The 24023-nt window shown below is 73.8% G+C and carries 22 protein-coding genes, 3 tRNA genes and 1 pseudogene; 14 read left to right on the forward strand and 12 right to left on the reverse strand.

The genetic code is table 11. The features are described from left to right. Window positions 1-72: 72 nt before the first annotated feature. The 3 genes from JKP75_RS18985 (at window position 73) to JKP75_RS18995 (ending at window position 3874) form a co-directional block, all read left to right on the forward strand. Window positions 73-1260 (forward strand): acyl-CoA dehydrogenase family protein, encoded by a 1188-nt coding sequence (locus JKP75_RS18985; RefSeq protein ID WP_200489769.1) that lies wholly within the window; start codon window positions 73-75, stop codon window positions 1258-1260. 91 nt (window positions 1261-1351) lie between these two features. Continuing rightward, the gene (locus tag JKP75_RS18990) at window positions 1352-1795 is read left to right on the forward strand and encodes a DUF1707 domain-containing protein (protein WP_200489770.1); all 444 of its coding nucleotides are present in this window, start codon (window positions 1352-1354) and stop codon (window positions 1793-1795) included. Window positions 1796-1882: 87 nt separating this feature from the next. Next, window positions 1883-3874: an acetoacetate--CoA ligase gene (locus tag JKP75_RS18995; RefSeq protein ID WP_200489771.1), complete on the forward strand. Its 1992-nt coding sequence runs from the start codon at window positions 1883-1885 to the stop codon at window positions 3872-3874. Window positions 3875-3998: 124 nt separating this feature from the next. On the opposite strand, the gene JKP75_RS19000 is transcribed toward JKP75_RS18995, so the two are convergent. Continuing rightward, a tRNA-Leu gene (locus tag JKP75_RS19000) sits at window positions 3999-4084 on the reverse strand. A 173-nt stretch (window positions 4085-4257) separates the two neighbouring features. Between JKP75_RS19000 and JKP75_RS19005 the strand changes: the two genes are divergently transcribed. From JKP75_RS19005 to pknB, 8 genes are all read left to right on the forward strand, one after another. Next, the gene (locus JKP75_RS19005) at window positions 4258-5070 is read left to right on the forward strand and encodes an FhaA domain-containing protein (RefSeq protein ID WP_200493406.1); all 813 of its coding nucleotides are present in this window, start codon (window positions 4258-4260) and stop codon (window positions 5068-5070) included. A 76-nt stretch (window positions 5071-5146) separates the two neighbouring features. After that, window positions 5147-5608, forward strand: coding sequence for an FHA domain-containing protein (locus JKP75_RS19010; RefSeq protein WP_200489772.1), 462 nt, complete (start codon window positions 5147-5149; stop codon window positions 5606-5608). Beyond that, the gene (locus tag JKP75_RS22130; RefSeq protein WP_242473644.1) at window positions 5605-6147 is read left to right on the forward strand and encodes a PP2C family serine/threonine-protein phosphatase; all 543 of its coding nucleotides are present in this window, start codon (window positions 5605-5607) and stop codon (window positions 6145-6147) included. The genes JKP75_RS19010 and JKP75_RS22130 overlap by 4 nt, the downstream gene beginning before the upstream one ends. Beyond that, a complete protein-coding gene (locus JKP75_RS22135; RefSeq protein WP_242473645.1) occupies window positions 6125-7063 on the forward strand; it encodes a PP2C family serine/threonine-protein phosphatase in 939 nt (312 codons plus the stop codon). The genes JKP75_RS22130 and JKP75_RS22135 overlap by 23 nt, the downstream gene beginning before the upstream one ends. Further along, window positions 7063-8460, forward strand: coding sequence for an FtsW/RodA/SpoVE family cell cycle protein (locus tag JKP75_RS19020; protein WP_200489774.1), 1398 nt, complete (start codon window positions 7063-7065; stop codon window positions 8458-8460). The genes JKP75_RS22135 and JKP75_RS19020 overlap by 1 nt, the downstream gene beginning before the upstream one ends. Further along, window positions 8457-9899: a penicillin-binding protein 2 gene (locus tag JKP75_RS19025; RefSeq protein WP_200489775.1), complete on the forward strand. Its 1443-nt coding sequence runs from the start codon at window positions 8457-8459 to the stop codon at window positions 9897-9899. The genes JKP75_RS19020 and JKP75_RS19025 overlap by 4 nt, the downstream gene beginning before the upstream one ends. Then, window positions 9896-11644 (forward strand): serine/threonine-protein kinase, encoded by a 1749-nt coding sequence (locus tag JKP75_RS19030; protein WP_200493407.1) that lies wholly within the window; start codon window positions 9896-9898, stop codon window positions 11642-11644. Before JKP75_RS19025 ends, JKP75_RS19030 begins: the two co-directional genes overlap by 4 nt. Before the next feature lie 148 nt (window positions 11645-11792). Next, window positions 11793-13760, forward strand: coding sequence for a Stk1 family PASTA domain-containing Ser/Thr kinase (gene pknB / locus JKP75_RS19035; protein WP_200489776.1), 1968 nt, complete (start codon window positions 11793-11795; stop codon window positions 13758-13760). A gap of 169 nt (window positions 13761-13929) precedes the next feature. On the opposite strand, the pseudogene JKP75_RS19040 reads toward pknB, so the two are convergent. Further along, window positions 13930-14614: pseudogene (locus JKP75_RS19040) on the reverse strand (aminodeoxychorismate/anthranilate synthase component II). A gap of 34 nt (window positions 14615-14648) precedes the next feature. Continuing rightward, window positions 14649-15377, reverse strand: coding sequence for a DUF881 domain-containing protein (locus JKP75_RS19045; protein WP_309230041.1), 729 nt, complete (start codon window positions 15375-15377; stop codon window positions 14649-14651). 149 nt (window positions 15378-15526) lie between these two features. On the opposite strand from JKP75_RS19045, the gene crgA reads away from it, so the two are divergent. After that, window positions 15527-15802, forward strand: a complete 276-nt coding sequence (crgA, locus tag JKP75_RS19050) for a cell division protein CrgA (RefSeq protein ID WP_200489779.1) — start codon at window positions 15527-15529, stop codon at window positions 15800-15802. A gap of 438 nt (window positions 15803-16240) precedes the next feature. Here the strand turns inward: crgA and JKP75_RS19055 are convergent, their stop codons facing one another. After that, window positions 16241-17401 (reverse strand): thiolase family protein, encoded by a 1161-nt coding sequence (locus JKP75_RS19055; RefSeq protein ID WP_200489780.1) that lies wholly within the window; start codon window positions 17399-17401, stop codon window positions 16241-16243. 93 nt (window positions 17402-17494) lie between these two features. On the opposite strand from JKP75_RS19055, the gene JKP75_RS24205 reads away from it, so the two are divergent. Then, window positions 17495-17908 carry a PH domain-containing protein gene (locus JKP75_RS24205; RefSeq protein WP_200489781.1) on the forward strand — a complete coding sequence of 138 codons (414 nt, stop codon included), beginning with the start codon at window positions 17495-17497 and terminating at the stop codon, window positions 17906-17908. On the opposite strand, the gene JKP75_RS19065 is transcribed toward JKP75_RS24205, so the two are convergent. From JKP75_RS19065 to JKP75_RS22145, 7 genes are all read right to left on the reverse strand, one after another. After that, window positions 17905-18666: a rhomboid family intramembrane serine protease gene (locus tag JKP75_RS19065; RefSeq protein WP_200493408.1), complete on the reverse strand. Its 762-nt coding sequence runs from the start codon at window positions 18664-18666 to the stop codon at window positions 17905-17907. The two genes, JKP75_RS24205 and JKP75_RS19065, sit on opposite strands and share 4 nt — an antisense overlap. A gap of 134 nt (window positions 18667-18800) precedes the next feature. After that, window positions 18801-19334, reverse strand: coding sequence for a peptidylprolyl isomerase (locus JKP75_RS19070; RefSeq protein WP_200489782.1), 534 nt, complete (start codon window positions 19332-19334; stop codon window positions 18801-18803). A 52-nt stretch (window positions 19335-19386) separates the two neighbouring features. Further along, window positions 19387-19881, reverse strand: coding sequence for a DUF1059 domain-containing protein (locus JKP75_RS19075; protein WP_200489783.1), 495 nt, complete (start codon window positions 19879-19881; stop codon window positions 19387-19389). A 148-nt stretch (window positions 19882-20029) separates the two neighbouring features. Further along, window positions 20030-20102 (reverse strand) — tRNA-Ala (locus JKP75_RS19080). A 25-nt stretch (window positions 20103-20127) separates the two neighbouring features. Next, entirely contained in the window at window positions 20128-20271 is a 144-nt protein-coding gene (locus JKP75_RS19085; protein WP_200489784.1) for a DLW-39 family protein, read from the reverse strand. A 74-nt stretch (window positions 20272-20345) separates the two neighbouring features. Beyond that, a tRNA-Ile gene (locus tag JKP75_RS19090) sits at window positions 20346-20419 on the reverse strand. Window positions 20420-20469: 50 nt separating this feature from the next. After that, window positions 20470-20925 carry a DUF3566 domain-containing protein gene (locus tag JKP75_RS22145; RefSeq protein ID WP_309230042.1) on the reverse strand — a complete coding sequence of 152 codons (456 nt, stop codon included), beginning with the start codon at window positions 20923-20925 and terminating at the stop codon, window positions 20470-20472. Between the two features lie 30 nt (window positions 20926-20955). Between JKP75_RS22145 and JKP75_RS22150 the strand changes: the two genes are divergently transcribed. Beyond that, entirely contained in the window at window positions 20956-21189 is a 234-nt protein-coding gene (locus tag JKP75_RS22150; RefSeq protein WP_242473646.1) for a hypothetical protein, read from the forward strand. Between the two features lie 345 nt (window positions 21190-21534). On the opposite strand, the gene gyrA is transcribed toward JKP75_RS22150, so the two are convergent. After that, a complete protein-coding gene (gene gyrA, locus JKP75_RS19100; RefSeq protein WP_200489785.1) occupies window positions 21535-24003 on the reverse strand; it encodes a DNA gyrase subunit A in 2469 nt (822 codons plus the stop codon). Window positions 24004-24023 lie beyond the last annotated feature (20 nt).

A 24023-nucleotide genomic window follows, 5' to 3' on the forward strand; every position in this document is an offset into this window, starting at 1 on the left:
CCGCCCATCCTGGCCAGCGCCCGGCCGCGCGTCCGCAGGTACCGTCCGGGCACGCCGTCCAGGAGGAGAACCGTGCCCGTCGAGCGCGACCTGCCCACCCCCGAGGCCGAGGACCTGATCGCCCTCACCCGCGAGATCGCCGACGCCGAGCTCGCGCCGCACGCCGCGGCGCACGAGCGCGAGGAGGTGTTCCCCCGCGCGGTGTTCCGCCTGCTGGGCGAGGCCGGCCTGATGGGGCTGCCCTTCGGTGAGGACGTCGGCGGCGGGGGCCAGCCCTACGAGGTCTACCTGCAGGTCGTCGAGGAGCTCGCCGCCCGCTGGGCCAGCGTGGCGCTGGGCGTCAGCGTGCACACGCTGTCCTGCTTCCCGATCGACCGCTTCGGCACCGAGGCCCAGCGTCGCGAGCTGCTGCCGGACATGGTGGGCGGGCAGCTGCTCGGCGCCTACTGCCTCTCCGAGGCGCACGCCGGCTCGGACGCCTCGGCGCTGCGGGCCAGCGCCCGGGTGGCCGGCGAGGGCTGGACGGCGTCCGGCGAGAAGGCGTGGGTCACCCACGGCGGGCAGGCGGACTTCTACTCGACGTTCCTGCACACGCCGGACGACGGCGGATCGCGGGAGGGAGGCGGGCGAGGGCAGAGCATCTCCTGCTTCCACCTGACCCCCGACCTGCCCGGCTTCGGCGCCGCGCCGCCCGAGCAGAAGATGGGGCTGACCGGCTCCACCACCGCCGCGATCCGGCTGGACGACGTCCCGGTGCCCGCCGACCGGCTCGTCGGCGAGCGCGGCCGCGGCATGGGCATCGCCCTCGCGGCGCTGGACTCCGGGCGCCTGGGCATCAGCGCCGTCGCCGTCGGGCTGGCCCAGTCCGCCCTCGACGTCGCCGTCCGGTACGCCGTGGAGCGCGAGGCGTTCGGCCGCCCGATCGCCCAGCACCAGGGCGTGCAGTTCCTGCTGGCCGACATGGCGGCCGCCGTGGAGTCCGCACGGGCCACCTACCTGGCCGCGGCGCGGCGCAAGGACGCCGGCAAGCCGTACTCCCGGCAGGCGAGCATCGCCAAGCTCATCGCCACCGACGCGGCCATGAAGGTGACCACCGACGCCGTCCAGGTGCTCGGCGGCGCCGGCTACACCCGCGACCACCCGGCCGAGCGCTACATGCGCGAGGCGAAGGTCATGCAGATCTTCGAGGGCACCAACCAGATCCAGCGGATGGTCATCGGCCGGCACCTCACGAACGCCGTCGTCCCGCCGGCCGGGTGAGCCGGTCGTTCCACGTGGAACCCACCGGCAGGTGGACGACGCCGCCGCACGGTGCGCCGATACTGGAGGCCACCGCCCCAGGGAGTGCTCGATGCCCGAACCGCACCTGCGCGCCGCCGATGCCGACCGCGCCGCCGTCGCCGCCACCCTGGGCGAGCACATGGCCGCGGGCCGGCTCACCGTCGCCGAGTACGAGGACCGGCTGGCCCGGGCCTACGCCGCGCGGACCTACGGCGAGCTCGCCGAGCTGACCACCGACCTGCCCGGCGCCGTCCCGGCGCCCCGGTCGGGCGCGAGCGCGTCGCCGTCGCCCGACCGGGGCGCCGTGCACGGCTGGGCCGGCGATCCGCACTCCTGGCGCTCGTGGGCGAGCACGACGGCGCTCGTGGTGGCCATCTGGGCGATCACCTCACTGGCCAGCGGCTCGTTCCTCTATTTCTGGCCGATCTGGGTGGCCGGCCCGTGGGGCGCGGTGCTGCTCGTGCAGTCCCTCGGCGGGTGGGGCGACGACGGGCGGGAGCGGCGGCGGCGCTGAGCGGATCGTGCCCGGCGTCACAGCCGGGTCCCGGCCGCCGCTAGCGTGGGGCGGCCCGATCCGATCCCCACCCCGGGAGGCACCCGCGTGGAAGATGGCCCCACCGTCCAGGAGCGCACCGGCGAGGTGCTGTGGGCACCGACGCCGGAACGGCAGGAGGCCTCGCGGCTGACCGCGTTCGCCCGCCGGCTCGAGGCCGAGCACGGCGTCCGGTTCGAGGACTACGACGCGCTGTGGCGCTGGTCGGTGGAGAACCTCGAGGAGTACTGGGCCGCCGTCTGGGACTTCTTCGACGTGGCGCCCGGGACCACCTACGACGCGGTGCTCGCCGACCGGTCGATGCCCGGCGCCGTCTGGTTCCCCGGCGCCCGGCTCAACTACGCCGAGCACGTGCTGCGGCGCGGCGAGGGCCGCGGCGGGGAGACCGCGCTGGTGGCGGTCGCCGAGGACGGCACGGTCGCGGAGACCACGTGGGCCGAGCTGATCGAGCAGGTCGGGGCGGTGGCCACCGCGCTGCGCAGCCGCGGCATCGGCCCGGGCGACCGCGTCGTCGGCTACCTGCCCAACATCCCGCAGGCCGTCGTCGCCTTCCTCGCCGCCGCCAGCGTGGGCGCCATCTGGTCGGCGTGCGGGCCGGAGATCGGGCTGCAGAGCGCGATCGACCGCTTCGCCCAGCTGGAGCCGGCGCTGCTGATCGCCGTCGACGGCTACCGCTTCGGCGGGCGGGAGCACGACCGCCGCGAGCTGGTGGACGGCCTGGCCGCCGCGATGCCCTCGCTGCGCGAGGTGGTGCACGTGCCCGTGCTCGGCACGCGGGAGGACGGCGACGGCTCGCGCTGGGCGGACCTGCTCACCGAGCCCGGTGAGGCCGCGCCGGCCCAGCTGCCCTTCGACCACCCGCTGTGGGTCGTCTACTCCTCGGGCACGACCGGGCTGCCCAAGGGCCTGGTGCACGGGCACGGCGGGATCCTGCTCATGGCGCTGGCGCAGAGCGGGCTGCAGAACGACCCGCAGCCCGGCGACCGCGGCATGTCCTACACCTCCACGACCTGGATCATGTGGAACAGCATGGTCAGCGGGCTGCTGACCGGCAGCACGGCGGTGCTCTACGACGGCAATCCGATGTACCCGTCGGTCGACCGGCTGTGGCAGCTGGCCGAGGAGCACCGGCTGACCAGCCTGGGCGTGAGCCCCGGCTACCTCCAGGCCTGCGAGAAGGCCGGGCTGCACCCGGGGCGCGACCACGACCTCTCCGCGCTGCGCAGCCTCGGCGTCACCGGCTCGCCGCTGCCGGCGGCCTCGTTCCGCTGGGTCTACGACGAGCTGGGCCCGGACTTCGTGCTGCGGGTGTTCAGCGGCGGCACCGACTTCGCCGCGACGCTGGTGGGTGGCTCGCCGTGGCTGCCGGTCCACCTGGGCGAGATGTCCGGGCGGGCGCTGGGCTGCCACGTCGAGTCGTGGGACGACGAGGGCCGGCCCCTGGTCGACGAGGTGGGCGAGCTGGTGATCCTCTCCCCGATGCCCTCGATGCCGCTGAAGATCTGGGGTGACGACGACGGGCAGCGCTACCACGACGCCTACTTCGACACCTATCCCGGCGTGTGGCGGCACGGCGACTGGCTGACCGTCACCAGCCGCGGCACCTGCCTCATCCACGGCCGGTCGGACTCCACGCTGAACCGGCACGGGGTCCGCATGGGCAGCTCCGACATCTACCAGGCCGTGGAGGCGCTGCCCGAGGTCGCCGAGGCGCTGGTGCTCGGCGTCGAGCAGCCCGACGGCGGCTACTGGCTGCCGCTGTTCGTCCGGCTGGCCGAGGGCGCCGTCCTGGACGACGAGCTGGTCGACCGGATCCGCTCCGCCGTCCGCACCCAGGCCTCGCCGCGGCACGTGCCCGACGAGGTGATCGAGGTGCCGGCGATCCCGCACACCACGACCGGCAAGAAGCTCGAGGTGCCGATCAAGCGGATCGTCCAGGGCGTGCCGGTGGAGAAGGCCTGCAACCTCGGCGCCGTCGACGACCCGGCCGCGGTCACCTGGTTCGCCGACCTGGCCGCCCGCCGCCGCGCGGAGGCCTGACCGCCCGACGGTGTGCACGAGGCGGCAGTTCCGGGCCCGGGAACTGCCGAGCAGCGCACACCGTCGCCGGCGGGGCCCCCCGGGAACGACGAAGGCCGGCCCCTCTCGGGACCGGCCTCCGTGCTGGTGGGCAAGGGGGGAGTTGAACCCCCACGTCCTTTCGGACACACGGACCTGAACCGTGCGCGTCTGCCATTCCGCCACTTGCCCTGGCGAGCGCAGACATTAGCAGCCCCTCCGGGCGCAACCTCGGCAGGGGGGCCGTCGTTCCCAGGCAGCCACCACAAACGTGTCGGCGACGCGCGTTGGCCGGTCCGGGGTGCGCCGCCCGGCTACGATCACGGCGAGCACAGGAATGTCCGGCCGACCGCGAGGGAGCGACTGTGGGTGTGCTGCAGCGCTTCGAGCGGCGGCTCGAAGGCATGGTCGGCCTGGCGTTCGCCCGCCTGTTCAAGGGCAAGGTGCACCCGGCCGAGATCGCCAAGGCCCTGCAGCGCGAGGCCGACGAGCAGCGCTCCGTCCTCGCCGAGGGCCGCGTCCTCGCCCCGAACGTCTACGTCGTCCGCCTCGGCGACACCGACTACGACCACCTCGCGCAGTGGTCCGACCAGCTGGCCGGCGAGCTCGCCGACATGGTCTCCGAGCACATCGACGACGAGGGCTACTCGATCTTCGACGCCGTGCGGGTGCACCTCGAGCTGGACAGCGACCTGCCGACCGGCGTCTTCGAGGTCTCCTCCGAGGTCGCCGACCCCGCTGCGCACGACGCCCGCGGGAGCCTGTCGCCCGCCCCGCCCGCGCCCGGCCACCCCCCGCTCCCGCCGCTGCCCCCGCTGCCGCCGCTGCGCGGCCACGTCGGCGACACCGGCCGCGGCGCGCCGCCCGCCGGCCGCCCGGGTCGCGGGCTCGTCACGCACGCGCTCGTCGTCGACGGGCCCGGCACCCGGCACGAGCTGTCCACCGGGCGCAACGTCATCGGCCGCGGCACCGAGGCCGACATCCGCCTCCCCGACACCGGCGTCAGCCGCAAGCACGTCGACGTCGTGCTGGACGGCGACGTCGCCACCGTCGAGGACCTCGGCTCCACCAACGGCACCCTCGTCAACGGCCGCCGGGTCACCCGCCAGCCGCTGTCCGACGGTGACGTCATCCGGATCGGCCACTCGGTGCTGGTGTACCGCCGGGACGGCGCGTGACGAGGTCGCCGAGGTCACGCATGAGCACCGCGGTACCGGGCACGGACTCGCCGATGGCGAGCGAGGTGACCGGCTGATGGCCGAGATCGTGGTGCAGGCGTTCCGGTTCGGCTTCCTGCTGCTGCTGTGGCTGTTCATCTTCGCCGCGTTCCGCGTCGTCCGCGCCGACCTGTTCGGCGGCCGCGTCGGCCGGGTGGCCTCCGTGCCGCCCCGGGCCGCCGCCCCCGCCAGGAAGCGCGGCGGCAAGGGCCCGCGCACGCTGGTCGTCACCGCCGGCCCGCTGACCGGCACCAAGATCACCCTCGGGGAGCAGCCCATCCTGATCGGCCGCGCGGACGACTCCACGCTCGTCCTCACCGACGACTTCGCCAGCTCCCGGCACGCCCGCCTGACCAACCGCGGTGGCCAGTGGTATGTCGAGGACCTCGGCTCCACCAACGGCACCTATCTCGACCAGCAGCGGGTCCAGGGCCCGCTGCTGATCAGCCCCGGCCAGCCGATCCGCATCGGCCAGACGGCGCTGGAGCTGCGCTCATGAGTCTCGTCCTGCGCTACGCGGCGCGTTCCGACCGCGGGCTGATCCGCGGCAACAACCAGGACTCGGTCTACGCCGGCCCCCGGCTGCTCGCCGTCGCCGACGGCATGGGCGGGCACGCGGCCGGCGACGTCGCCAGCAAGGTGGTCATCGCCGCCCTGCAGCACCTCGACGACGACACCCCGTCCGGCGACATGCTGCAGGCGCTGCGCCAGGGCGTCTTCGACGGCAGCGAGCACCTCCGCGAGGTCATCCGCGACTCCCCGCAGCTCGAGGGCATGGGGACGACGCTGACGGCGATCCTGTTCGCCGGCGGGCGGCTGGCGCTGTGCCACGTGGGCGACTCGCGCGCCTACCTGCTGCGCGGACGGCGAGTTCTCGCAGATCACGCACGACGACACGTTCGTCCAGACGCTGATCGACGACGGCCGGATCACCGCCGAGGAGGCCAACAGCCACCCGCAGCGCTCGCTGCTGCTGCGCGCGCTCAACGGCCAGGAGGTCGAGCCCGACCTCTCCATGCGCGAGGCGCGCGCCGGTGACCGCTACCTGCTGTGCTCCGACGGCCTCTCCGGCGTCGTCAGCGAGGAGACCCTCGCGCAGGCGCTGACCGACCCCGACCCGCAGACCACGGCCGACCGGCTGATCGAGCTGGCGCTGCGCAGCGGCGGGCCGGACAACATCACCGTGATCGTCGCCGACGTCGTCGACGACGACGGCCGCGGCGTGCTCATGGAGCCGGTCGTCGACGGCGCCGCCGGTGACTACATCGGGCAGCGCCAGGTCGACCCGACGTCGGCCGCCGGCCGGGCCGCGCTGGCCGATCCCGCACCGCCGCCCTCGCCCCCACCCGCACCGCCGACGGGCGGTGGCCCCTCCGCCCGCCGCCGCCCGCTGCGACTACTCCTCGGGGCGGGGATCCTCCTGGCCGTGCTGGTCGCCGGGGCGATCGGTACCTACGTGTGGGCGCTGCAGCACTGGTTCGTCGGCGTCGACGAGCAGGAGGGGACCGAGCAGGTCGCGGTGTTCCGCGGCCTGGACGTCTCGCTGCTCGGCCTGGACCTCTACCGGGTCGACCGGGACGCCGACCTGCCGGTCACGGACCTGACCCCGGCCGCCCGCAACCGCGTGCAGGGCGGCATCACCGCCGACGACGCCGCGGACGCCGACCGCATCGTGGCCGCGCTCCGCGACCAGCGGCTGCCGGCCTGCCGGACCGCCGAGGACGAGGAGGCCGCGGAGTCGACCGAGGCCGCCCCGACCGGAGCACCGCAGCCCGAGGCACCGCAGCCCGAGGCGCCGCAGCCCACCGACGGCGCGCCCGTGCCCGGCGAGACGCCCGCGCCGGCGGTGCCCGGCGTCGAGCCCACCGCGCCCGAGAGCACCTCCGATGCCGGCACGTCGGCCGCGACGACGCCGTCGTCCCGGCCGGGGGTGGACTGCCGGGAGGCGAAGTGATGGCCGGACCGACGACCGATCCCCGGGCCGCCGCCCCCGGCACACCGGTGCCGACCCGTCGCGGCACCGAGGCCCTGCTGCTGGCCTTCGCCGTCGCGATCACCCTCGCCGCGCAGTGCATCGTCGACCTGACCGTCACCGGCTCGCTGCGCCCGGAGCTGGCCACCTTCGGCCTCTGGTTCACCGCGCTGTGGACCGCCGCGCACCTCGTCGTCCGCAGGTTCGCGACCTACGCCGACCCGCTGCTGCTGCCCTGCGTCGCCGTCCTCACCGGGCTCGGCCTGGTGATGATCCACCGGCTGGACATCGCCGACGCCGACGCCGGCGCGGACGCCCCCGTGCAGCTGCTGTGGGCCACGATCGGGATGCTGCTGTTCGTCGGCGTGCTGCTCGGCGTCCGCGACCCGCGGCTGCTGGCCCGCTACGCCTACATCCTCATGCTGCTGGGCCTGGTGCTCCTGGCCATCCCCGCCGTGCTGCCGTCGTCGATCTCCGAGGTCTACGGCGCCAAGCTGTGGATCCGGGTGGCCGGCTTCTCCATCCAGCCCGGTGAGTTCGCCAAGATCTGCCTGGTCGTCTTCTTCGCCGCCTACCTGGTGGACAAGCGCGACGTGCTGGCCCTGGCCAGCCGCAAGGTGATGGGCCTGGAGCTGCCGCGCGGCCGCGACCTCGGCCCGGTCATCGTCGTGTGGGTCGTGTCGATCCTCGTGCTGGTCTTCGAGCGCGACCTGGGCAGCTCGCTGCTGCTGTTCGGCATCTTCGTCGTGATGCTCTACGTGGCCACCGAGCGCGCCAGCTGGCTGGTCATCGGCCTGGTGCTGTTCGCCGGCGGCGCCACCATCGCCTACAAGGCCTTCGGCCACGTGCAGGCCCGCGTGGACACCTGGCTGGACCCGTTCGCCTACTACGACGGCTCCGGATACCAAGTGGCGCAGTCGCTGTTCGGGCTGGGCACCGGCGGGCTGTTCGGCGCCGGGCTGGGCGGCGGGCGCCCCGACGAGGTGCCGATCGCGAAGAGCGACTTCATCGCCTCGGCCATCGGCGAGGAGCTCGGGCTGTTCGGCCTGGCCGCGGTGATCATGGTCTACCTGATCCTGGTCGAGCGCGGCCTGCGCACCTCGCTGATCGTCCGCGACCCGTTCGGCAAGCTGCTCGCCGCGGGCCTGTCCTTCGCCGTCGCCTGGCAGCTGTTCGTCGTCCTCGGCGGGGTCACCGGCCTGCTGCCGCTCACCGGCTTGACGACGCCGTTCCTCGCCTACGGCGGCTCCTCGCTGGTGGCCAACTTCGGCCTGGTGGCGCTGCTGGTGCGGATCAGCGACACCGCGCGCCGCCCGGCCGCACCGCACGTGGCCCCCCAGCGGCTCACCGACGCCCCGACCGAGGTGGTCCAGCCGTGAACGCCCCGCTGCGCCGGGTGGCGATCAGCGTGCTGGTGCTGTTCACCCTGCTGATCGTCAACATCAACTACATCCAGGTCGTGCGCTCGGAGGAGCTGCGCGAGGACGGCCGCAACACCCGGGTGCTCGCCGACGAGTACTCGCGGGAGCGCGGCGCGATCATCGTGGACGGCGAGCCGATCGCGATGTCCACGCCGACCGACGACCGGCTCAAGTACCTGCGCCAGTACCCGCAGGGCGGGCTGTACGCCGCCGTCACCGGCTTCTACTCGGTCATCTACGGCGCCACCGGCATGGAGCGGGCCGAGAACGCGCTGCTGGCCGGCACCGACGACCGGCTGTTCGTGCGGCGCCTCTCCGACCTGTTCACCGGCCGCGACCCCTCGGGCGGCGACGTCGTCCTGACCCTGGACCCGGCCGTGCAGGAGGCCGCGATGGCCGGCCTCGAGGGCCAGGTCGGGGCGGTCGTCGCGCTGGACCCCGCGACCGGCGCGATCCTAGGGCTGGCCAGCACGCCCACGTTCGACCCCAACCTGCTGTCCAGCCACGACCCGGCCGGGATCCGCGACGCCGCCGCCCAGCTCGAGGCGGCGGACCCCGACCCGCGCGGCAACCAGGCCATCGCCCGGCGCTACGCCCCGGGATCGATCTTCAAGGTGGTCGTGTCGGCCGCGGCGCTGGAGCAGGGCTACACGCCGGAGACCGTCGTCCCGGCGCCGCAGACGCTGCGGCTGCCCGGCACCAGCACCGATCTGGAGAACTACAACGGCTCGGCCTGCAGCGAGAGCGGCGAGCAGCCGCTCATCGACGCGCTCACCATCTCCTGCAACACCGCCTTCGCCCAGCTCGGCATCGACCTCGGCGAGGACGCCGTCCGCGAGATGGCCGAGGCGTTCGGCATGACCGGCGAGCGTTTCGAGGTGCCGCTGCGCGTCGAGGGGAGCACCGTCGGGGACATCGAGAACGACGCCGCCCTGGGCATCAGCTCGATCGGTCAGCAGGACGTGCAGATGACCCCGATGCAGGCCGCGATGATCGCTGCCGCCGTCGCCAACGACGGCACGCTCATGAAGCCCTACCTGGTCGACCAGCTGCTCGCCCCCGACCTGACCGTCATCGACGAGACCGGCCCCGAGGAGCTCTCCGAGCCGGTCTCGGGCGCGGTCGCCGACCAGCTCACCGAGATGATGCTCAGCGTCGTCGACAACGGCTCGGGCCGCGGCGCCCGGATCCCCGGCGTGCGGATCGCCGGGAAGACCGGGACGGCGGAGAACCAGGGCCCCGACCACAACTGGTTCATCGGTTTCACCGCCGGCGACGAGCCCCGGATCGCCGTCGCCGTGTTCGTGCGCAACGGTGGGGGCACGGGCGGGGACACGTCCGCGCCGATCGCCCGCCAGGTGATCCAGGCCTACCTCGACGGGCAGGAGGGTCGATGACGCTGGCCACCGGCAGCCTGCTCGCCGGCCGCTACGAGATCACCGCCCCGATCGCCGTCGGCGGCATGGGTGAGGTGTGGAAGGCCCGCGACCGCGTGCTCGACCGCACCGTCGCGGCCAAGGTGCTCAAGAGCGAGTACACCGACGACCCGAGCTTCCTGGCCCGCTTCCGCAACGAGGCGCGGCACACCGCGGCGCTGTCGCACCCGAACATCGCCTCGGTCTACGACTACGGCGAGACCGTCGACGACACCGGCACCAAGAAGCTGGCCTTCCTCGTCATGGAGTTCGTCGAGGGCCAGCCGCTGGTGCAGATCCTGCACGACGAGGGCAAGCTGCCGGTCGACTGGACGCTGCACGTGCTCGAGCAGTCGGCCGAGGGGCTGTCGGCCGCGCACCGGGCCGGCGTCGTCCACCGCGACATCAAGCCGGGCAACCTCATGGTGCGGCCCGACGGCGTCGTCAAGCTGACCGACTTCGGCATCGCCCAGGCCCGCGACGCCACCCCGCTCACCCGCACCGGCATGGTCGTGGGCACCGCCCAGTACCTCTCCCCCGAGCAGGCGCAGGGCATGGAGGTCAACGCGGCCTCCGACGTGTACTCGCTGGGCGTCGTCGCCTACGAGTGCCTGACCGGCGGCCGGCCGTTCGACGGCACCTCGCAGGTCGCGATCGCGCTCGCGCACATCAACCGGCCCCCGCCGCCGCTGCCCGCCTCGGTGCCGCCGGCGGTGCGGCTGCTCGTGGAGCGCGCGCTGGCCAAGGACCCGGCCGACCGGTTCCCCGACGGCGGCGCCTTCGCCGAGGCGATCCGGCGGGTCGCCGCCGGCGGCACGCCGGCGCCCGTCCCGTTCAACCCGCCGACGGCGCCGACCCAGGTCGTCGACGCCGGGTTCCCAGAAGGTCGGACCACCGTGCTCGCCGCCCAGACCGGCGCGCTGACCGGCACCCGCGCGCTCCCCCCCACGACCGGCCCGGTGCCGCCCATGCCACCGCTGCACGGCACGGTCGACGACGACGACGACTGGCCGGTGCACGACGCTCCCCCGCCCGCCGGCGGCCGCCGCCGCTGGCTGTGGGCCGTCGCCGCGCTCGTCGTCCTCCTGCTCGTGGTCGGCGGCGGGCTGCTGCTGACCCGGGGCCTCGGTGACGACGGCGACCGCTCGGCCGCACCGACCGGCACCCCGACCGGGTCCGCGCAGCCCGGCGAGGGCGTCGCGCTGGCCCCGGCGTCGGCCTACGTGGGCCGGGACGCCGACGAGGTCGCCGACGAGCTGGAGGCCCTGGGCCTGACGGTGACGCAGGAGAGCGCGCCCGACTCGCTCCTCGCCGGGCTCGGCCTCGAGCTCGACGAGGGTGCCGTCGCCGCCATCACGCCGTCCGGGCAGACAGTGCCGCCGGAGACCGAGGTGACGCTGCGCGTCGCCGAGGACGGCTGGACGGTCGAGGACGACGAGCCGGGCGAGCAGCCCGCGCCGGCGCCCGAGCCGGAGGAGCCGAGCACCGCACCGACCACGACGGCGGCGCCCACGACGACCACCGCACCCACGTCGTCGGCACCCACCACGAGCACTGCGCCGACCACCACGCCCCCGACGACCACCCTGCCCGGCCAGCCCGGCGAGGAGCCCCCGCCGAGCCCGCCCGCTGACGGCGGCGGAGGCGGGGGAGGGGGCACCGGCGCACCGGGCCCGGGGACCGGTGGGACCCAGCCTGGTGCCGCTGCTGCGGGAGTGGCGGAGTGACCTGGTCGAACCCTCCCGGTTCCCCGGGATCGCGCCGCCGCGCCACTAGGCTCGCCGTCGGCATCCTGCCCGCAGCGCGCCCCGGCCGTTGCCCGCGTGCCTCGGACCGTCCCCGGACGGCGCACGCTCCCGTTCGAGAGGACCTCCGATGACGACGCCGCAGGTGCTCGGCGAGCGCTACGAGATCGGCGAGGTGCTCGGCCGCGGCGGCATGGCCGAGGTGCACCACGGCCGCGACCTGCGGCTGGGCCGCGAGGTGGCGGTCAAGGTCCTGCGCAACGACCTCGCCCGCGACCCCTCGTTCCAGGTGCGCTTCCGCCGTGAGGCGCAGGCGTCGGCCTCGCTCAACCACCCGGCCATCGTCGCGGTCTACGACACCGGCGAGGACCGCACCGCGCTGGGCGCCACCCCGTACATCGTCATGGAGTACGTCGAGGGCGAGACGCTGCGCGACGTCATCCGCCGCGAGGGGCACCTGGACCCCGAGCGGGCCATGACGCTGGCCGCCGACATCTGCGGCGCCCTGGACTTCAGCCACCGCAACGGCATCGTGCACCGCGACGTGAAGCCCGGCAACGTGATGATCACGCCCCAGGGCACCGTCAAGGTGATGGACTTCGGCATCGCCCGCGCCGTCTCGGACTCCGCGGCGACGATGACCTCGACGGCCGCCGTCATAGGGACCGCCCAGTACCTCTCCCCCGAGCAGGCGCGCGGCGAGAGCGTGGACGCCCGCTCCGACGTCTACTCGCTGGGCTGCCTGCTCTACGAGCTGGTCACCGGCGCCCCGCCGTTCACCGGGGACTCCCCCGTGGCGGTCGCCTACCAGCACGTCCGCGAGGACCCCCGGCTGCCGTCGTCGATCAACCCGGCGATCCCCGCCGACCTCGACGCCATCCTGCTCAAGTCGATGAGCAAGAACCCGGCCAACCGGTACCAGTCGGCCGCCGAGATGCGCAACGACCTGCTCCGGTCGCTGGCCGGCCAGCGGGTCGAGGCGACGCCGGTCATGGGCGACGCCGAGAAGACCGCGATCATCGGCGCGGCCCCGGCCGGGTACGGCGGCTACGACGAGTGGGACGACGAGGACGAGCAGGCCCGTCGCCGCAAGCGCCGGATCATCATCGCCGTCGTCTCCGCGCTGGCCGTGCTGCTGCTCGGCGGCGCCATCGCCGCGGCGCTCGCGATGGGCGGCGACGACCCGGAGCCGCCGGCCGTGGCGCAGGTGCAGGTCCCGCCGCTGCAGAACCTGCCCGAGGCCGACGCCGTCGCGGCGCTCACCGAGGCCGGCCTGGAGGTCGGCACCCGCACCCCGCGCGAGGTCACCGACTCGGCGCAGGTCGGCCTGGTGCTCGACAGCGACCCCGGCAGCGGCGCCCAGGTCGCCGAGGGCTCCGAGGTGGATCTCGTCATCGGCACCGCCCCGGACACCCTGCTGGTGCCCAGCCTCATCGGCCTGGACGAGGAGCGGGCACGCGCCACGCTCGAGGACCGCGGCTTCACGGGGACCGTCAACGTCCGGGACGAGGAGTCGCTCGAGACCGCCGGCTCGGTCGTCTCGGTGAGCCCCGACGAGGGCCAGCCGGTGTCGCCCGAGGGCACGATCACCCTGGGCATCTCGACCGGCAGCCTCGACCTGCCCGACGTGCTGGGCCGCAGCGAGGCCGACGCCCGCAAGGCGCTGACCGACGCCGGGTTCCGCGAGGCGCAGATCAGCACCGAGCAGGTCGACTCGCCGCAGCCCCCGGGCACCGTCGTCGCCACCACCCCGGGCGGCGGGAGCACGGCGTCGGCGGACACGCGCATCGTCCTGCAGGTCTCCGGCGGGCGCGGGAACATCGTCGTCCTCAACGTCGCGGGGCAGTCGCCGTCCACGGCCGAGACGAACCTGCGGGCCGTGGGCTTCACCAGCTTCCAGCGCGAGTCCGCCCCCAACGACGGGTCCGTGGACGCCGGTGAGGTGCTGACCACCGAGCCGCCGCCCGGCACCGCCGTCCCGGCGGACACGGTGATCATCCTGCTGATCGCCGAGGCCGCTGCCCCCGGCACCGGCGGTGGCGGTGGCGGTGGCGGCGGCGGTGGTGGCGGCGCCGGAACGGGCGGCGCCGGCAACTGAGCGACCGGATGACGAAGGGCTCCTCCCAGCCGGGAGGAGCCCTTCGCCGTTCCCGGGCCCCCGCGCTGGGATCAGGGAACCTGATCGTGGCGCGTCCTCCCTCACCGCCCACGCTGAGGGAGGACGCTCGATGATCAGGGACCCTGATCGTCGAACGGGTGCGGGAGGGTCAGGCGGTGGCGGCGTTCAACCGGTCCGCGGCGGCCGACGCGGCGGCCAGGGCGTCCGGGTCCGGGGCCAGGCCGCAGGTGGTCAGCCAGGTCGCGAGCATCCGGTGACCGCCCTCGGTGAGCACCGACTCGGGGTGGAACTGGACGCCCTCGATGGGCAGCTCGCGGTGCCGCAGCGCCATGACGATGCCCGAGGGCGTCGACCCGGTGACCTCGAGCTCCGCGGGCACCGTGGCGGCGTCGACGGCCAGCGAGTGGTACCGGGTGGCGGTGAACGGCGAGGGCAGGCCGGCGAGGACGCCCACGCCGTCGTGGACCACCTGGCTGGTCTTGCCGTGCAGCAGTTCCGGCGCACGGACGACGTCGCCGCCGAACGCCTCGGCGATCGCCTGGTGACCGAGGCAGACGCCCAGCACGGGCACGCCCTGCTCGGCGGCGGCGTGCACCATCGGCACGGTCACGCCGGCATCGGCAGGGGTCCCGGGCCCGGGGGAGAGCAGCACGCCGGCGACGTCGAGGTCGGCCAGCTCGTCCACGGGTGACGGCGTCGTTCCGCCGCACGATGCAGCGCACGCCCAGCTGCCCCAGGTACTGGACCAGGTTGTAGACGAAGCTGTCGAAGTTGTCGACGACGAGGACCGGGCGCTCGGTGGCGGTCCCGGTGGGGCGGCTCTCGGCGGGCACGGATCTCCCGGGGTGGGCTCGGTCGGGCGCTGGATCAGCCCGCGGCGGCGTACTGCAGCGCCAGGGGCCCATCGTAGGCGGGCAGCTCCACCGAGGGCCGGTCGCGCACCTCGAAGGTGAGCCCGAAGGCGTCCGCGGCCTCCTGGAACACCCTGACCTGCGGAGAGGCGGCCAGCCGCTGGCGCACGGCGGGAGCGTCGACGACGGCGCTGATGACGAACGGCGGCGAGTAGGTGCGGCCCTGCAGCAGCAGGGTGTTGCCGACGCACCGGACGGCGCTGGTGGCGATCAGCCGCTGGTCCATCACCGAGACGCCGGTGGCGCCGGCGGACCACATGGCGTTCACGACCGCCTGCACGTCGGACTGGTGGATGACCAGGTCGTCGGGCCGGACGCCGGCGGGGAGGGTGCCGTCGGCGCGCCGGGGGGCGTCGTCGAGCGTGACGACCATCCCCGGGCCGCTCACGGCGGCGAGCCCGGCCGCGGGGATCACGGCCTCACCGGCGGCGCGGGCGTCGGCGACGGCGCCGTCGCGGGCGGCCGCCTGCTCGGTGAGCCGCTCCGAGCGGCGCTGCAGCTCGGCCAGGCGCTGCTCCTGGACGGCGATGGCGTCGTCCCGCTCGCGGATCAGGGCGGCGAGCTCGGTGACCTCCCCGGCGCGCAGGTCGGTGCCCTGGGCGGTGCTGCCCGAGGTGGCGAACAGCAGGCCGGCGGCGAGGGCCACGACCGGCACCAGGGCGCCCCACGGCGACAGACGGGCCACGGGCACCTCCTGCGTCGCTCCCGGCGCGCTCCGCCCCTCGGAGGAGGGTCTCCGCCACCGTGGCGGCGTCGTCGCGCTCCTCCCACACCTTAGGCTGGACGGCGACACGGCCGGTGAGGACGCACCCGGCCTTCCGGAGGGAGCAGCACGTGCCCAAGTCCAAGGTGCGCAAGAAGTCCGTCTACACCCCGCCCGAGGGCGTGCTGCAGGCGCGCTCGGCGGAGAAGGCCCGCCTCGCCCAGCCGAGCCCGCGCTGGTACGTGGGGCTCATGGTCGGGCTGATGCTCGTCGGCCTGCTGTGGATCGTCGTGTACTACGTCGCCGGCGACGAGATCCCGTTCATGGTGTCGCTGTCGGCCTGGAACTTCGCCATCGGTTTCGGCGCGATGGTGGCCGGGCTGATCATGTCGATGCGCTGGCGCTGACCCCGGCAGGCCCCTCGGCGGCCCTCGTCCCACCCGGGACGGGGGCCGTCGTCGTTCCTGGGGACATGTGCACAGCCGATCACCGCCGTCCACAGGTCGACATGGCGGCCCACCCCCAGGGTTGTCCACCGGATGTGGAGGGACGGGACCGGCCCGTACCGCGCTGACCTGCGACGATGTCCGGCGTGGGACGGGTGTGACGGATCGTCCATGCGCGTAACTACACCACTGTGAGTCTGTCCCCAGCTGTGCACGCAGCTGTGGACGAGTCGACTTGTCCGCCGCTCCGAGGCGGTGGTGTCGCTGCCCTCTACCCGCTCTGACCTGCGATGACACCCTAAAATCGGCCGATCACAGCAGCCTGGGGACGACGACAGCCCCCGGAGCCTGGGGCTCCGGGGGCTGTCGGGTGCGGTCCTCAGGACCGCGGGGTGCGGATCAGGCGTCGATGAGCTCGAGGATGGTGGCGTTGGCCATGCCGCCGCCCTCGCACATCGTCTGCAGGCCGTAGCGGCTGCCGGTGTTGCGCATCCGGTGGATGAGCGTGGTCATCAGCCGGGCGCCGGAGCCACCGAGGGGGTGGCCCAGGGCGATCGCGCCGCCCATCGGGTTGAGCCGGCTCGTGTCGGCTCCGGTCTCGACGGCCCAGGCCATCGGCACGGGCGCGAACGCCTCGTTGACCTCGTAGACGCCGATGTCGTCGATCGACAGGCCCGAGCGGTCCAGGACCTTCTTGGTGGCCGGGATCGGGGCGGTCAGCATGATGACCGGGTCGTCGCCGGCCATGACCGTGGTGTGGATGCGCACCAGCGGGGTGAGGCCCAGCTCGCGGGCCTTCTCGCTGGTGGTGATCAGCAGGGCGGCCGAACCGTCGGAGATCTGGCTGGCGTTGCCCGCGCTGATGACGCCGTCCTCCTTGAACGGGGTCTTCAGCGAGCCGAGCTTCTCCAGGGTGCCGCCGGGGCGGATGCCCTCGTCGGCGCTCACGATGCCCTCGGCGGTGGTGACCGGGGAGATCTCCTCCTCGAAGGCGCCGTCGGCCTGGGCCTTGGCGGCCTTCTCGTGCGAGGCCAGGGAGAACTCGTCGAGCTGCGTGCGGGAGAAGCCCCAGCGCTCGGCGATCATCTCGGCGCCGATGCCCTGGTTGATCGGCTGGCCGGCGTAGCGCTCCATGAACTTCGGGCCCATCGGGCGGCCGGCCCCGGTGGCCGGGTTGCTGGCCGAGCCCATGGGGACGCGGCTCATCATCTCCACGCCACCGGCGACGACGACGTCGGCCTGGCCGCTGATGACCGTGGCGGCGCCGAAGGCGACGGCCTGCTGCGACGAGCCGCACTGGCGGTCGACGGTGGTGCCGGGGACGGCCTCGGGCCAGCCGGCGGCCAGCGCCGCGCTGCGGGCGATGTTGAAGGTCTGCTCGCCGACCTGGCTCACGCAGCCCCAGATGACGTCCTCGATGACGGCCGGGTCGATGCCGGCGCGCTCGACGAGGGACTCCAGCACGTGGGCCGACAGGTCGACGGCGTGCACCCCGGACAGCCCTCCGCCCCGCTTGCCCACCGGCGTGCGAACGGCGGCACAGATGACGGCATCCCGCATGGACCTACTCCTCAGACGACGATTCGGGCGCGCCCGAACGGTCGGCCCTGACCGTCATCGTATGACGTGGGCCTCTCCTGGCAAGGTCCCCTCGTGACCTGGACCACCCGGACGGTAGAGACGGTGACCGCCGCGGCCCTCGGCGCGGCCCTCGCGGCCGGAGCGCTGCTCGTCGGCGACGCCCCCGGCCGGCTGCTGCTGCTCCTCGCCGCGACCCTGCTCCTGGCGCTCGCCGTCCGCGACCTGCTGCAGCGCCCGCGGCTGGCGGCGGGGCCCGACGGCGTGGCCGTGCGACGGCTCTCCGGCCGCCTGCACCTGCCGTGGGGCCGGCTGCGCGTGCGGGTGCGGGAGACGCGCCGCCTGGGGCTGCGGACGGTCACCCTCGAGCTGGACACCGCCTCGGGCCCGGACGACGACGGCGTCCTCGTCGTGCTGGGCCGGCGCGACCTGGGCGCCGACCCGGCCGCGGTCGCCGCGCGGCTGCACGAGCTGGACCCCAGCCGCTAGAAGTTCAGCACCGTCAGGGTCGGCACGGTCAGCGACACCACGAGCAGCACCGCCGCGAGCAGCGCCACCCCGGGGATCTGCAGCTGGGGCCGCCGGCGCAGCACCCAGAGGATCCCGCCGGCGAGCGCGCCGGCGACCAGCCCGCCCAGGTGCCCGAGCAGGGAGATGCCGGGCAGGAAGCTGATGAACACGTTGATGGCCAGGAGGGTGAGCAGGCCGCGGACGTCCTGCCGGCCGGCCAGCATGAGCACGCCGAGCGCGCCCAGCAGGCCGTAGATGGCGGCCGAGGCACCGGCGACGACGACCCGCGGGTCACCCAGCAGCTGGATGGCGACCGCCCCGCCGAGCGCGGAGGCGACGTAGAGGGCGAGGTAGCGGGCCCGGCCGATCTGCCGTTCCAGCTCGGAGCCGAAGACGAGCAGCGCGAGCATGTTCACGGCCAGGTGCACCGGTCCGATGTGCAGGAAGGCTGCGGTGATCACCCGCCACCACTCGTCCAGGTAGTGGACGCCGGCCGGCCACTGCGCGAGGTCGACGAAGACCGGGGAGCGCTGGTTGTCCGCGGGCGAGTTGCCGACGGAGGCGGCCGACACCGCGGTCACGACGAACATCGCCACGTTGACGGCGATGAGCGCGAGGGTGACGACACCCCAGCGGCGACCGGCGGCGCGCAGGCCACCGCTGCGCGCGGTGCGGACCGAGGCGTTGCCGGCGGCCACGCACTCGGGGCACTGGAAGCCGACCGAGGCCGGGATCATGCACTCCGGGCAGATGGGCCGGCTGCACCGCGTGCAGGCGATGCCGGTGGGCCGGTCCGGGTGCCGGTAGCAGGTGGCGGGCGGGGGCACCGGCCGGTCGAGCCGGCCGGCACCCCCGTCGTCCGGGGTGGTGGTCAGCTGCGCTGCACCTCGACGGACTGGATCACCACGTCCTCGAGGGGCTTGTCGCCCCGGGCGGTCGGCACGGCGGCGATCTTCTCGACGACGTCGCGGCTGGCCTGGTCGGCCACCTCGCCGAAGATCGTGTGCTTGCGGTTCAGGTGCGGGGTCGGGCCGACGGTGATGAAGAACTGCGAACCGTTGGTGCCGGGACCCGCGTTGGCCATGGCCAGCAGGTAGGGGCGGTCGAAGGAGAGCTCGGGGTGGAACTCGTCGCCGAACTGGTAGCCGGGGCCACCGAAGCCCTGACCGAGCGGGTCGCCGCCCTGGATCATGAAGCCGGAGATGACGCGGTGGAAGATCGTGCCGTCGTAGAGCTTGTCGGTGGTCTTCTGCCGGGTCTCGGGGTGCGTCCACTCGCGGGCGCCCTCGGCGAGGTCGGCGAAGTTCGCCACCGTCTTCGGGGCGTGGTCGGGGAACAGGTCCACGGTGATGTCGCCGTGGTTGGTGTGCAGGACCGCGCGGCGGGCGGGAGTCGATTCAGTCACCCCTCCACTCTCCCACCGCGCGGCCCGGCGCGGCCTCCCGGGCCGGGAACCGTCACATCGTGAGGACCATGGCGACGTCGAGGTTGCGGAAACCCGTCTCGCCCTCGGTGACCTCCTGCATCTGCTTGGCGAAGTCGGAGGTCACCGGGTGCTCGGAGTTCCGCATCGCCGCGGCGTGGTCCGGGAAGGCGACCACCTCGACGTAGGTGTCGGGGCGGTCGCGGTCGGCGGCGACGATGCCCCAGCGGGCGGTCGTCTCCCCGCCCATGCGCTCCCGCCACAGCTCGACGAGGTTCCGGAAGCCCCCGAGGTCACGGGCGTGGAACTCGACGAACTGGAGGAAGGCGCCGTCGTCGACGGTCAGGGCGTTATCCGGCCGCATGGCCTCCCGCAGGTCGCGGCGCAGCTCGTCGCCGTCGGTGTGCCCGTGGGTGGCGACGGCGTGCGCGGCGGCGAGCTCCAGGAGCTCGTCCTCCTCGGCGCTGATCGTCACCGTGCAGTCGGTGTCGCTGGGAATCGACCGGCAGTCGATCGTCTTGCGTGCCACAGCTCCTCCTCGGTGCCGGGCCGGCCCACGGCGCGCGGGCCGGGTGCCGCTCACCGTGGCGCGAGCAGAGGCCAGACGACAGGGGCCGAGGGCCCGGCGGCTCCACGTGAAACGTGCCCACCAGGGGCGCGGGAGGCGGATCAGAGGGTGGAGACGAGGGGAATCGAACCCCTAACCCCCGCCTTGCAAAGGCGGTGCTCTGCCAATTGAGCTACGTCCCCGGCGGGGCCGGAGCCCCGGGGTTGATCAGCGTGCGGTGGGGGTGCTGACGGCCTGGGGGCCGCTGGTGGCCTCGCGCCAGAGGTCGGCCTCGACCTTGCCGCTCGACCGCTTGCGGAGGGCGGCGACGGCACCGACGGCCGCCGCGACCAGCGCCAGCTTCTTCAGCACGCGACGACCTCCTCGGGCGCGGGAGCGCCGACTCGATGCGGGCCCTGCGGCGCCCGAGGACGCCGGCACACGGGTGGGCCTGGGAGGACTTGAACCTCCGGCCTCATCCTTATCAGGGATGCGCTCTAACCGCCTGAGCTACAGGCCCGTGAACCTCCGAAAGCGTACCTGGCCCGGATCGAGGCCCCGACGCGGGGTCTAGTCGCGCTCGGAGAGGGTCAGCTCCAGGCCGCCGACGAGGTCGGAGCACATGTTGTAGATGAACGTCCCGACGGTGCACAGCGCGGTGAGCAGCACGACGTTGATCGCGCCGATGACGGCCGCCCCACCGAAGACGACGCCGGGGGTGAGCACCTCGCTGCTGCCCTCGGACCCGCTGTCGGTGCCGAGCTGGCCGAAGAGCTCGTTGAGGGTGTCGAACACCCCGAGGGCGTTGAGGACGCCGTAGAGCACGCCGACGGCGACCATCCAGATGAAGAACAGCGCAATCGACAGGACCAGCGAGATCTTCAGCGCCGACCAGGTGTCGATGTGACGCAGCTGGAGCCGGGCCCGGCGGGGGCCGCGGGCGGTGGTCCGCCCGGTCTTGCCCTTCGCGGGGCCGGTCGTGGAGGTGCCCGTCGCGCCGGGCGCGCCGGCACCGGCGGGCTGCACCGGGGGGACGCCGGGGCGCGCTGCGCGCCGGTGGCCGGGCCGGTCGGTGCGCCGGCGGGGGGCACCGGGGGTGCGGCCGGAGCCGAGGCCGCCGGAGCCGAGGGCGCCGAGGGCGCCGAGGAGCTGCTACCCCTCGCCGGGCCGGCCGGTGAGGACGCGGTGCGGGCTCCGGCGGCCCGCGCGGCCTGCTGCGTCCCCGTCGTCGGGATGGCCTGCGTCCCGGTGGTCGGGACGGCCTGGGTGCCCGCGCCGGCGGCGGGCTGAGCGCCGGTCGCCGGCTGGGCCACCTGGGCGCCGGTGGCCGGCTGGGCGACCTGGGTGCCGGTGGCCGGCTGGGCGGCAGCGGCGCTGCCGGACTGCTTCCCGGCGCCGGGGATCGCGTGCGTCCCGGTGTCGGTGGGTGCCGGCGCCGAGCCGTCGACCGGGGTCTCGGCCGCCGACCCGCCGGCCGTCTCGCCGCTGCGGGATCCGGTGCGCACCGAACCGTCGGGTCGGTCGCTCATGCCAGTCTCCCCATCGCCTGCGGCACGGACCGCTCCCTCCGCGACCGGCTCCCGGGCGACGCTCGCGCGCGCCCGGGACCCGATCAGTTCAACGCCTGAGGTCACCCTAGGCCGACGGCTCGTCGTTGTCCGTCGTACGGGCGATTGCCACGATGGACACGTCCTCCGGCAAGTTCATGAGCTTGACGCCCATGGTGGCGCGGTCCTTGTTGTGCCGCACCCCGTTGACCGGCGTCCGGATGACGCCGCCCCCGGAGGTGATGGCGTACAGCTCGTCCCCGAGGGTGACCGCGAGCGCACCGACGAGCGCGCCCTTGCGGGCCTTCGGGTCGGCGGTGAGCACGCCCTTCCCGCCGCGGCCCTGGTTCGGGTAGTTCTCGATGCCGGTGCGCTTGGCGAAGCCGCGCTCGGTGGCGACGAGGACGTCGACACCCTCCTGGACGACCATCATCGACAGCAGCCGGTCGTCCTCGGCCAGCGAGATGCCGCGCACGCCCTCGGTGGCACGCCCCATCGGCCGCAGCGCGGTGTCGTCGGCGGTGAACCGGATCGACATCGCCTTGCGGGTCACCAGCAGCAGGTCGGACTCGCTGTCGATCAGCGCGGCGCCGACCAGCTCGTCGCCGTCCCGCAGGTTGATGGCGATGACGCCGCCCTGGCGCGGGGAGTCGAAGTCGGTGAGCCGGGTCTTCTTCACCTGCCCGCGGGCCGTGGCCAGGACCAGGAACGGGGCGACCGTGTAGTCCTTGATCTGCATGACCTGGGCGATCTTCTCGTCCGGCTGGAACGCCAGGATGTTCGCCACGTGCTGGCCGCGGGCCGTGCGGTTGGCCTCGGGCAGCTCGTAGGCCTTCGACCGGTAGACCCGGCCCTTGTTCGTGAAGAACAGGATCCAGTCGTGGGTGGAGCCCACGAAGAAGTGGTCGACGATGTCGTCCTGCTTGAGCGCGGCCCCCATCACGCCCTTGCCGCCGCGGCGCTGCGAGCGGTAGAGGTCGCTCTTCGTCCGCTTGGCGTACCCGGTGCGGGTGATGGTGACGACGACCTCCTCCTCCGCGATGAGGTCCTCCATCGAGACGTCGCCCTCGTTCGCCACGAACTGGCTGCGGCGGTCGTCGCCGTACTTCGCGACGATCTCGGCCAGCTCGTCTCGGACGATCTGCCGCTGCCGCTCGGGGGAGTCGAGGATGGCCTGCAGGTCGGCGATGCGGGCCTCGATCTCGGCCAGCTCGTCCATGATCCGCTGGCGCTCCAGCGCGGCCAGGCGGCGCAGCTGCAGGTCCAGGATCGCGACGGCCTGGATCTCGTCGACGTCGAGCAGCTCCATCAGGCCGGAGCGCGCCTCCTCCGCCGACGGGCTGCGGCGGATGAGGGCGATGACCTCGTCGAGCAGGTCGAGGGCCTTGGCGTAACCGCGCAGGATGTGCGCGCGCTCCTCGGCCTTGCGCAGCCGGTACCGGGTGCGCCGCTGGATGACCTCGATCTGGTGGTTGACCCAGTTCCGCACCAGCTCGTCCAGCCGCAGCGTGCGCGGCACGCCATCGACGATGGAGAGCATGTTGCAGCCGAACGACGTCTGCAGCTGGGTGTGCTTGTAGAGGTTGTTGAGCACGACCTTGGCGACGGCGTCGCGGCGCAGGGTGATGACCAGCCGGCGGCCGACGCGGTCGGAGGACTCGTCGGCGATCTCGCTGATGCCCTGGAGCCGGCCCTCCTTCACCAGTTCGGCGATGTTCTCGGCCAGGTTGTCGGGGTTCACCTGGTAGGGCAGCTCGGTGACGACGAGCTGCACCCGGCCCCGGGAGTCCTCCTCCACGGTGACGACGGCGCGCATCTTCACCGAGCCGCGGCCGGTGCGGTAGGCGTCCTCGATGCCCTCGCGGCCCACGATCAGGCCGTAGGTCGGGAAGTCCGGGCCCTTGACCCGCTCCATGCAGGCGGTGAGCGCTTCCTCGGCCTCGGCGTCGGGGTGGTCGAGGATCCAGTAGGCGGCCTCGGCGACCTCGCGCAGGTTGTGCGGCGGCATGTTGGTCGCCATGCCGACGGCGATGCCGGCCGACCCGTTGATCAGCAGGTTCGGGATCCGGGCCGGGAGCACGACCGGCTCCTGGGTGCGCCCGTCGTAGTTGCCCTGGAAGTCGACGGTCTCCTCGTCGATGCCGGCGAGCATCTCCATGGCCAGCGGGGTCAGCCGGCACTCGGTGTACCGCATGGCGGCCGCCGGGTCGTTGCCCGGGGAGCCGAAGTTGCCCTGCCCGTCGATGAGCGGGTAGCGCATCGACCACGGCTGGGCGAGCCGGACGAGGGCGTCGTAGATCGCCGAGTCACCGTGGGGGTGGTAGTTGCCCATGACCTCGGCGACCGGGCGGGCGCACTTGACGTAGCCGCGGTCGGGCCGGAAGCCCTGGTCGTACATGGCGAACAGCACCCGCCGGTGCACCGGCTTCAGGCCGTCGCGCACCTCGGGCAGCGCGCGCCCGACGATGACCGACATCGCGTAGTCGATGTAGCTGCGCTGCATCTCCTGCTGGAGGTCGACCGCTTCGATGCGGTCGCGGGGAGGGGTCTCTGTCACGGTTCAGGTCTCCACAGGTG

The sequence above is a fragment of the Blastococcus sp. TML/M2B genome, from assembly GCF_016612865.1.
In the GTDB taxonomy this organism is placed as follows: Bacteria; Actinomycetota; Actinomycetes; order Mycobacteriales; family Geodermatophilaceae; genus Blastococcus.

Bases quoted from the DNA above. Each gene is read 5' to 3' on its own strand.
- JKP75_RS18990 (WP_200489770.1), top strand. From the start codon at position 1,352: ATGCCCGAACCGCACCTGCGCGCCGCCGATGCCGACCGCGCCGCCGTC.
- JKP75_RS19010 (WP_200489772.1), top strand. From the start codon at position 5,147: ATGGCCGAGATCGTGGTGCAGGCGTTCCGGTTCGGCTTCCTGCTGCTG.
- JKP75_RS22130 (WP_242473644.1), top strand. From the start codon at position 5,605: ATGAGTCTCGTCCTGCGCTACGCGGCGCGTTCCGACCGCGGGCTGATC.
- JKP75_RS22135 (WP_242473645.1), top strand. From the start codon at position 6,125: ATGCGCGAGGCGCGCGCCGGTGACCGCTACCTGCTGTGCTCCGACGGC.
- JKP75_RS19020 (WP_200489774.1), top strand. From the start codon at position 7,063: ATGGCCGGACCGACGACCGATCCCCGGGCCGCCGCCCCCGGCACACCG.
- JKP75_RS19030 (WP_200493407.1), top strand. From the start codon at position 9,896: ATGACGCTGGCCACCGGCAGCCTGCTCGCCGGCCGCTACGAGATCACC.
- pknB (WP_200489776.1), top strand. From the start codon at position 11,793: ATGACGACGCCGCAGGTGCTCGGCGAGCGCTACGAGATCGGCGAGGTG.
- JKP75_RS19055 (WP_200489780.1), bottom strand. From the start codon at position 17,401: ATGCGGGATGCCGTCATCTGTGCCGCCGTTCGCACGCCGGTGGGCAAG.
- JKP75_RS19065 (WP_200493408.1), bottom strand. From the start codon at position 18,666: ATGATCCCGGCCTCGGTCGGCTTCCAGTGCCCCGAGTGCGTGGCCGCC.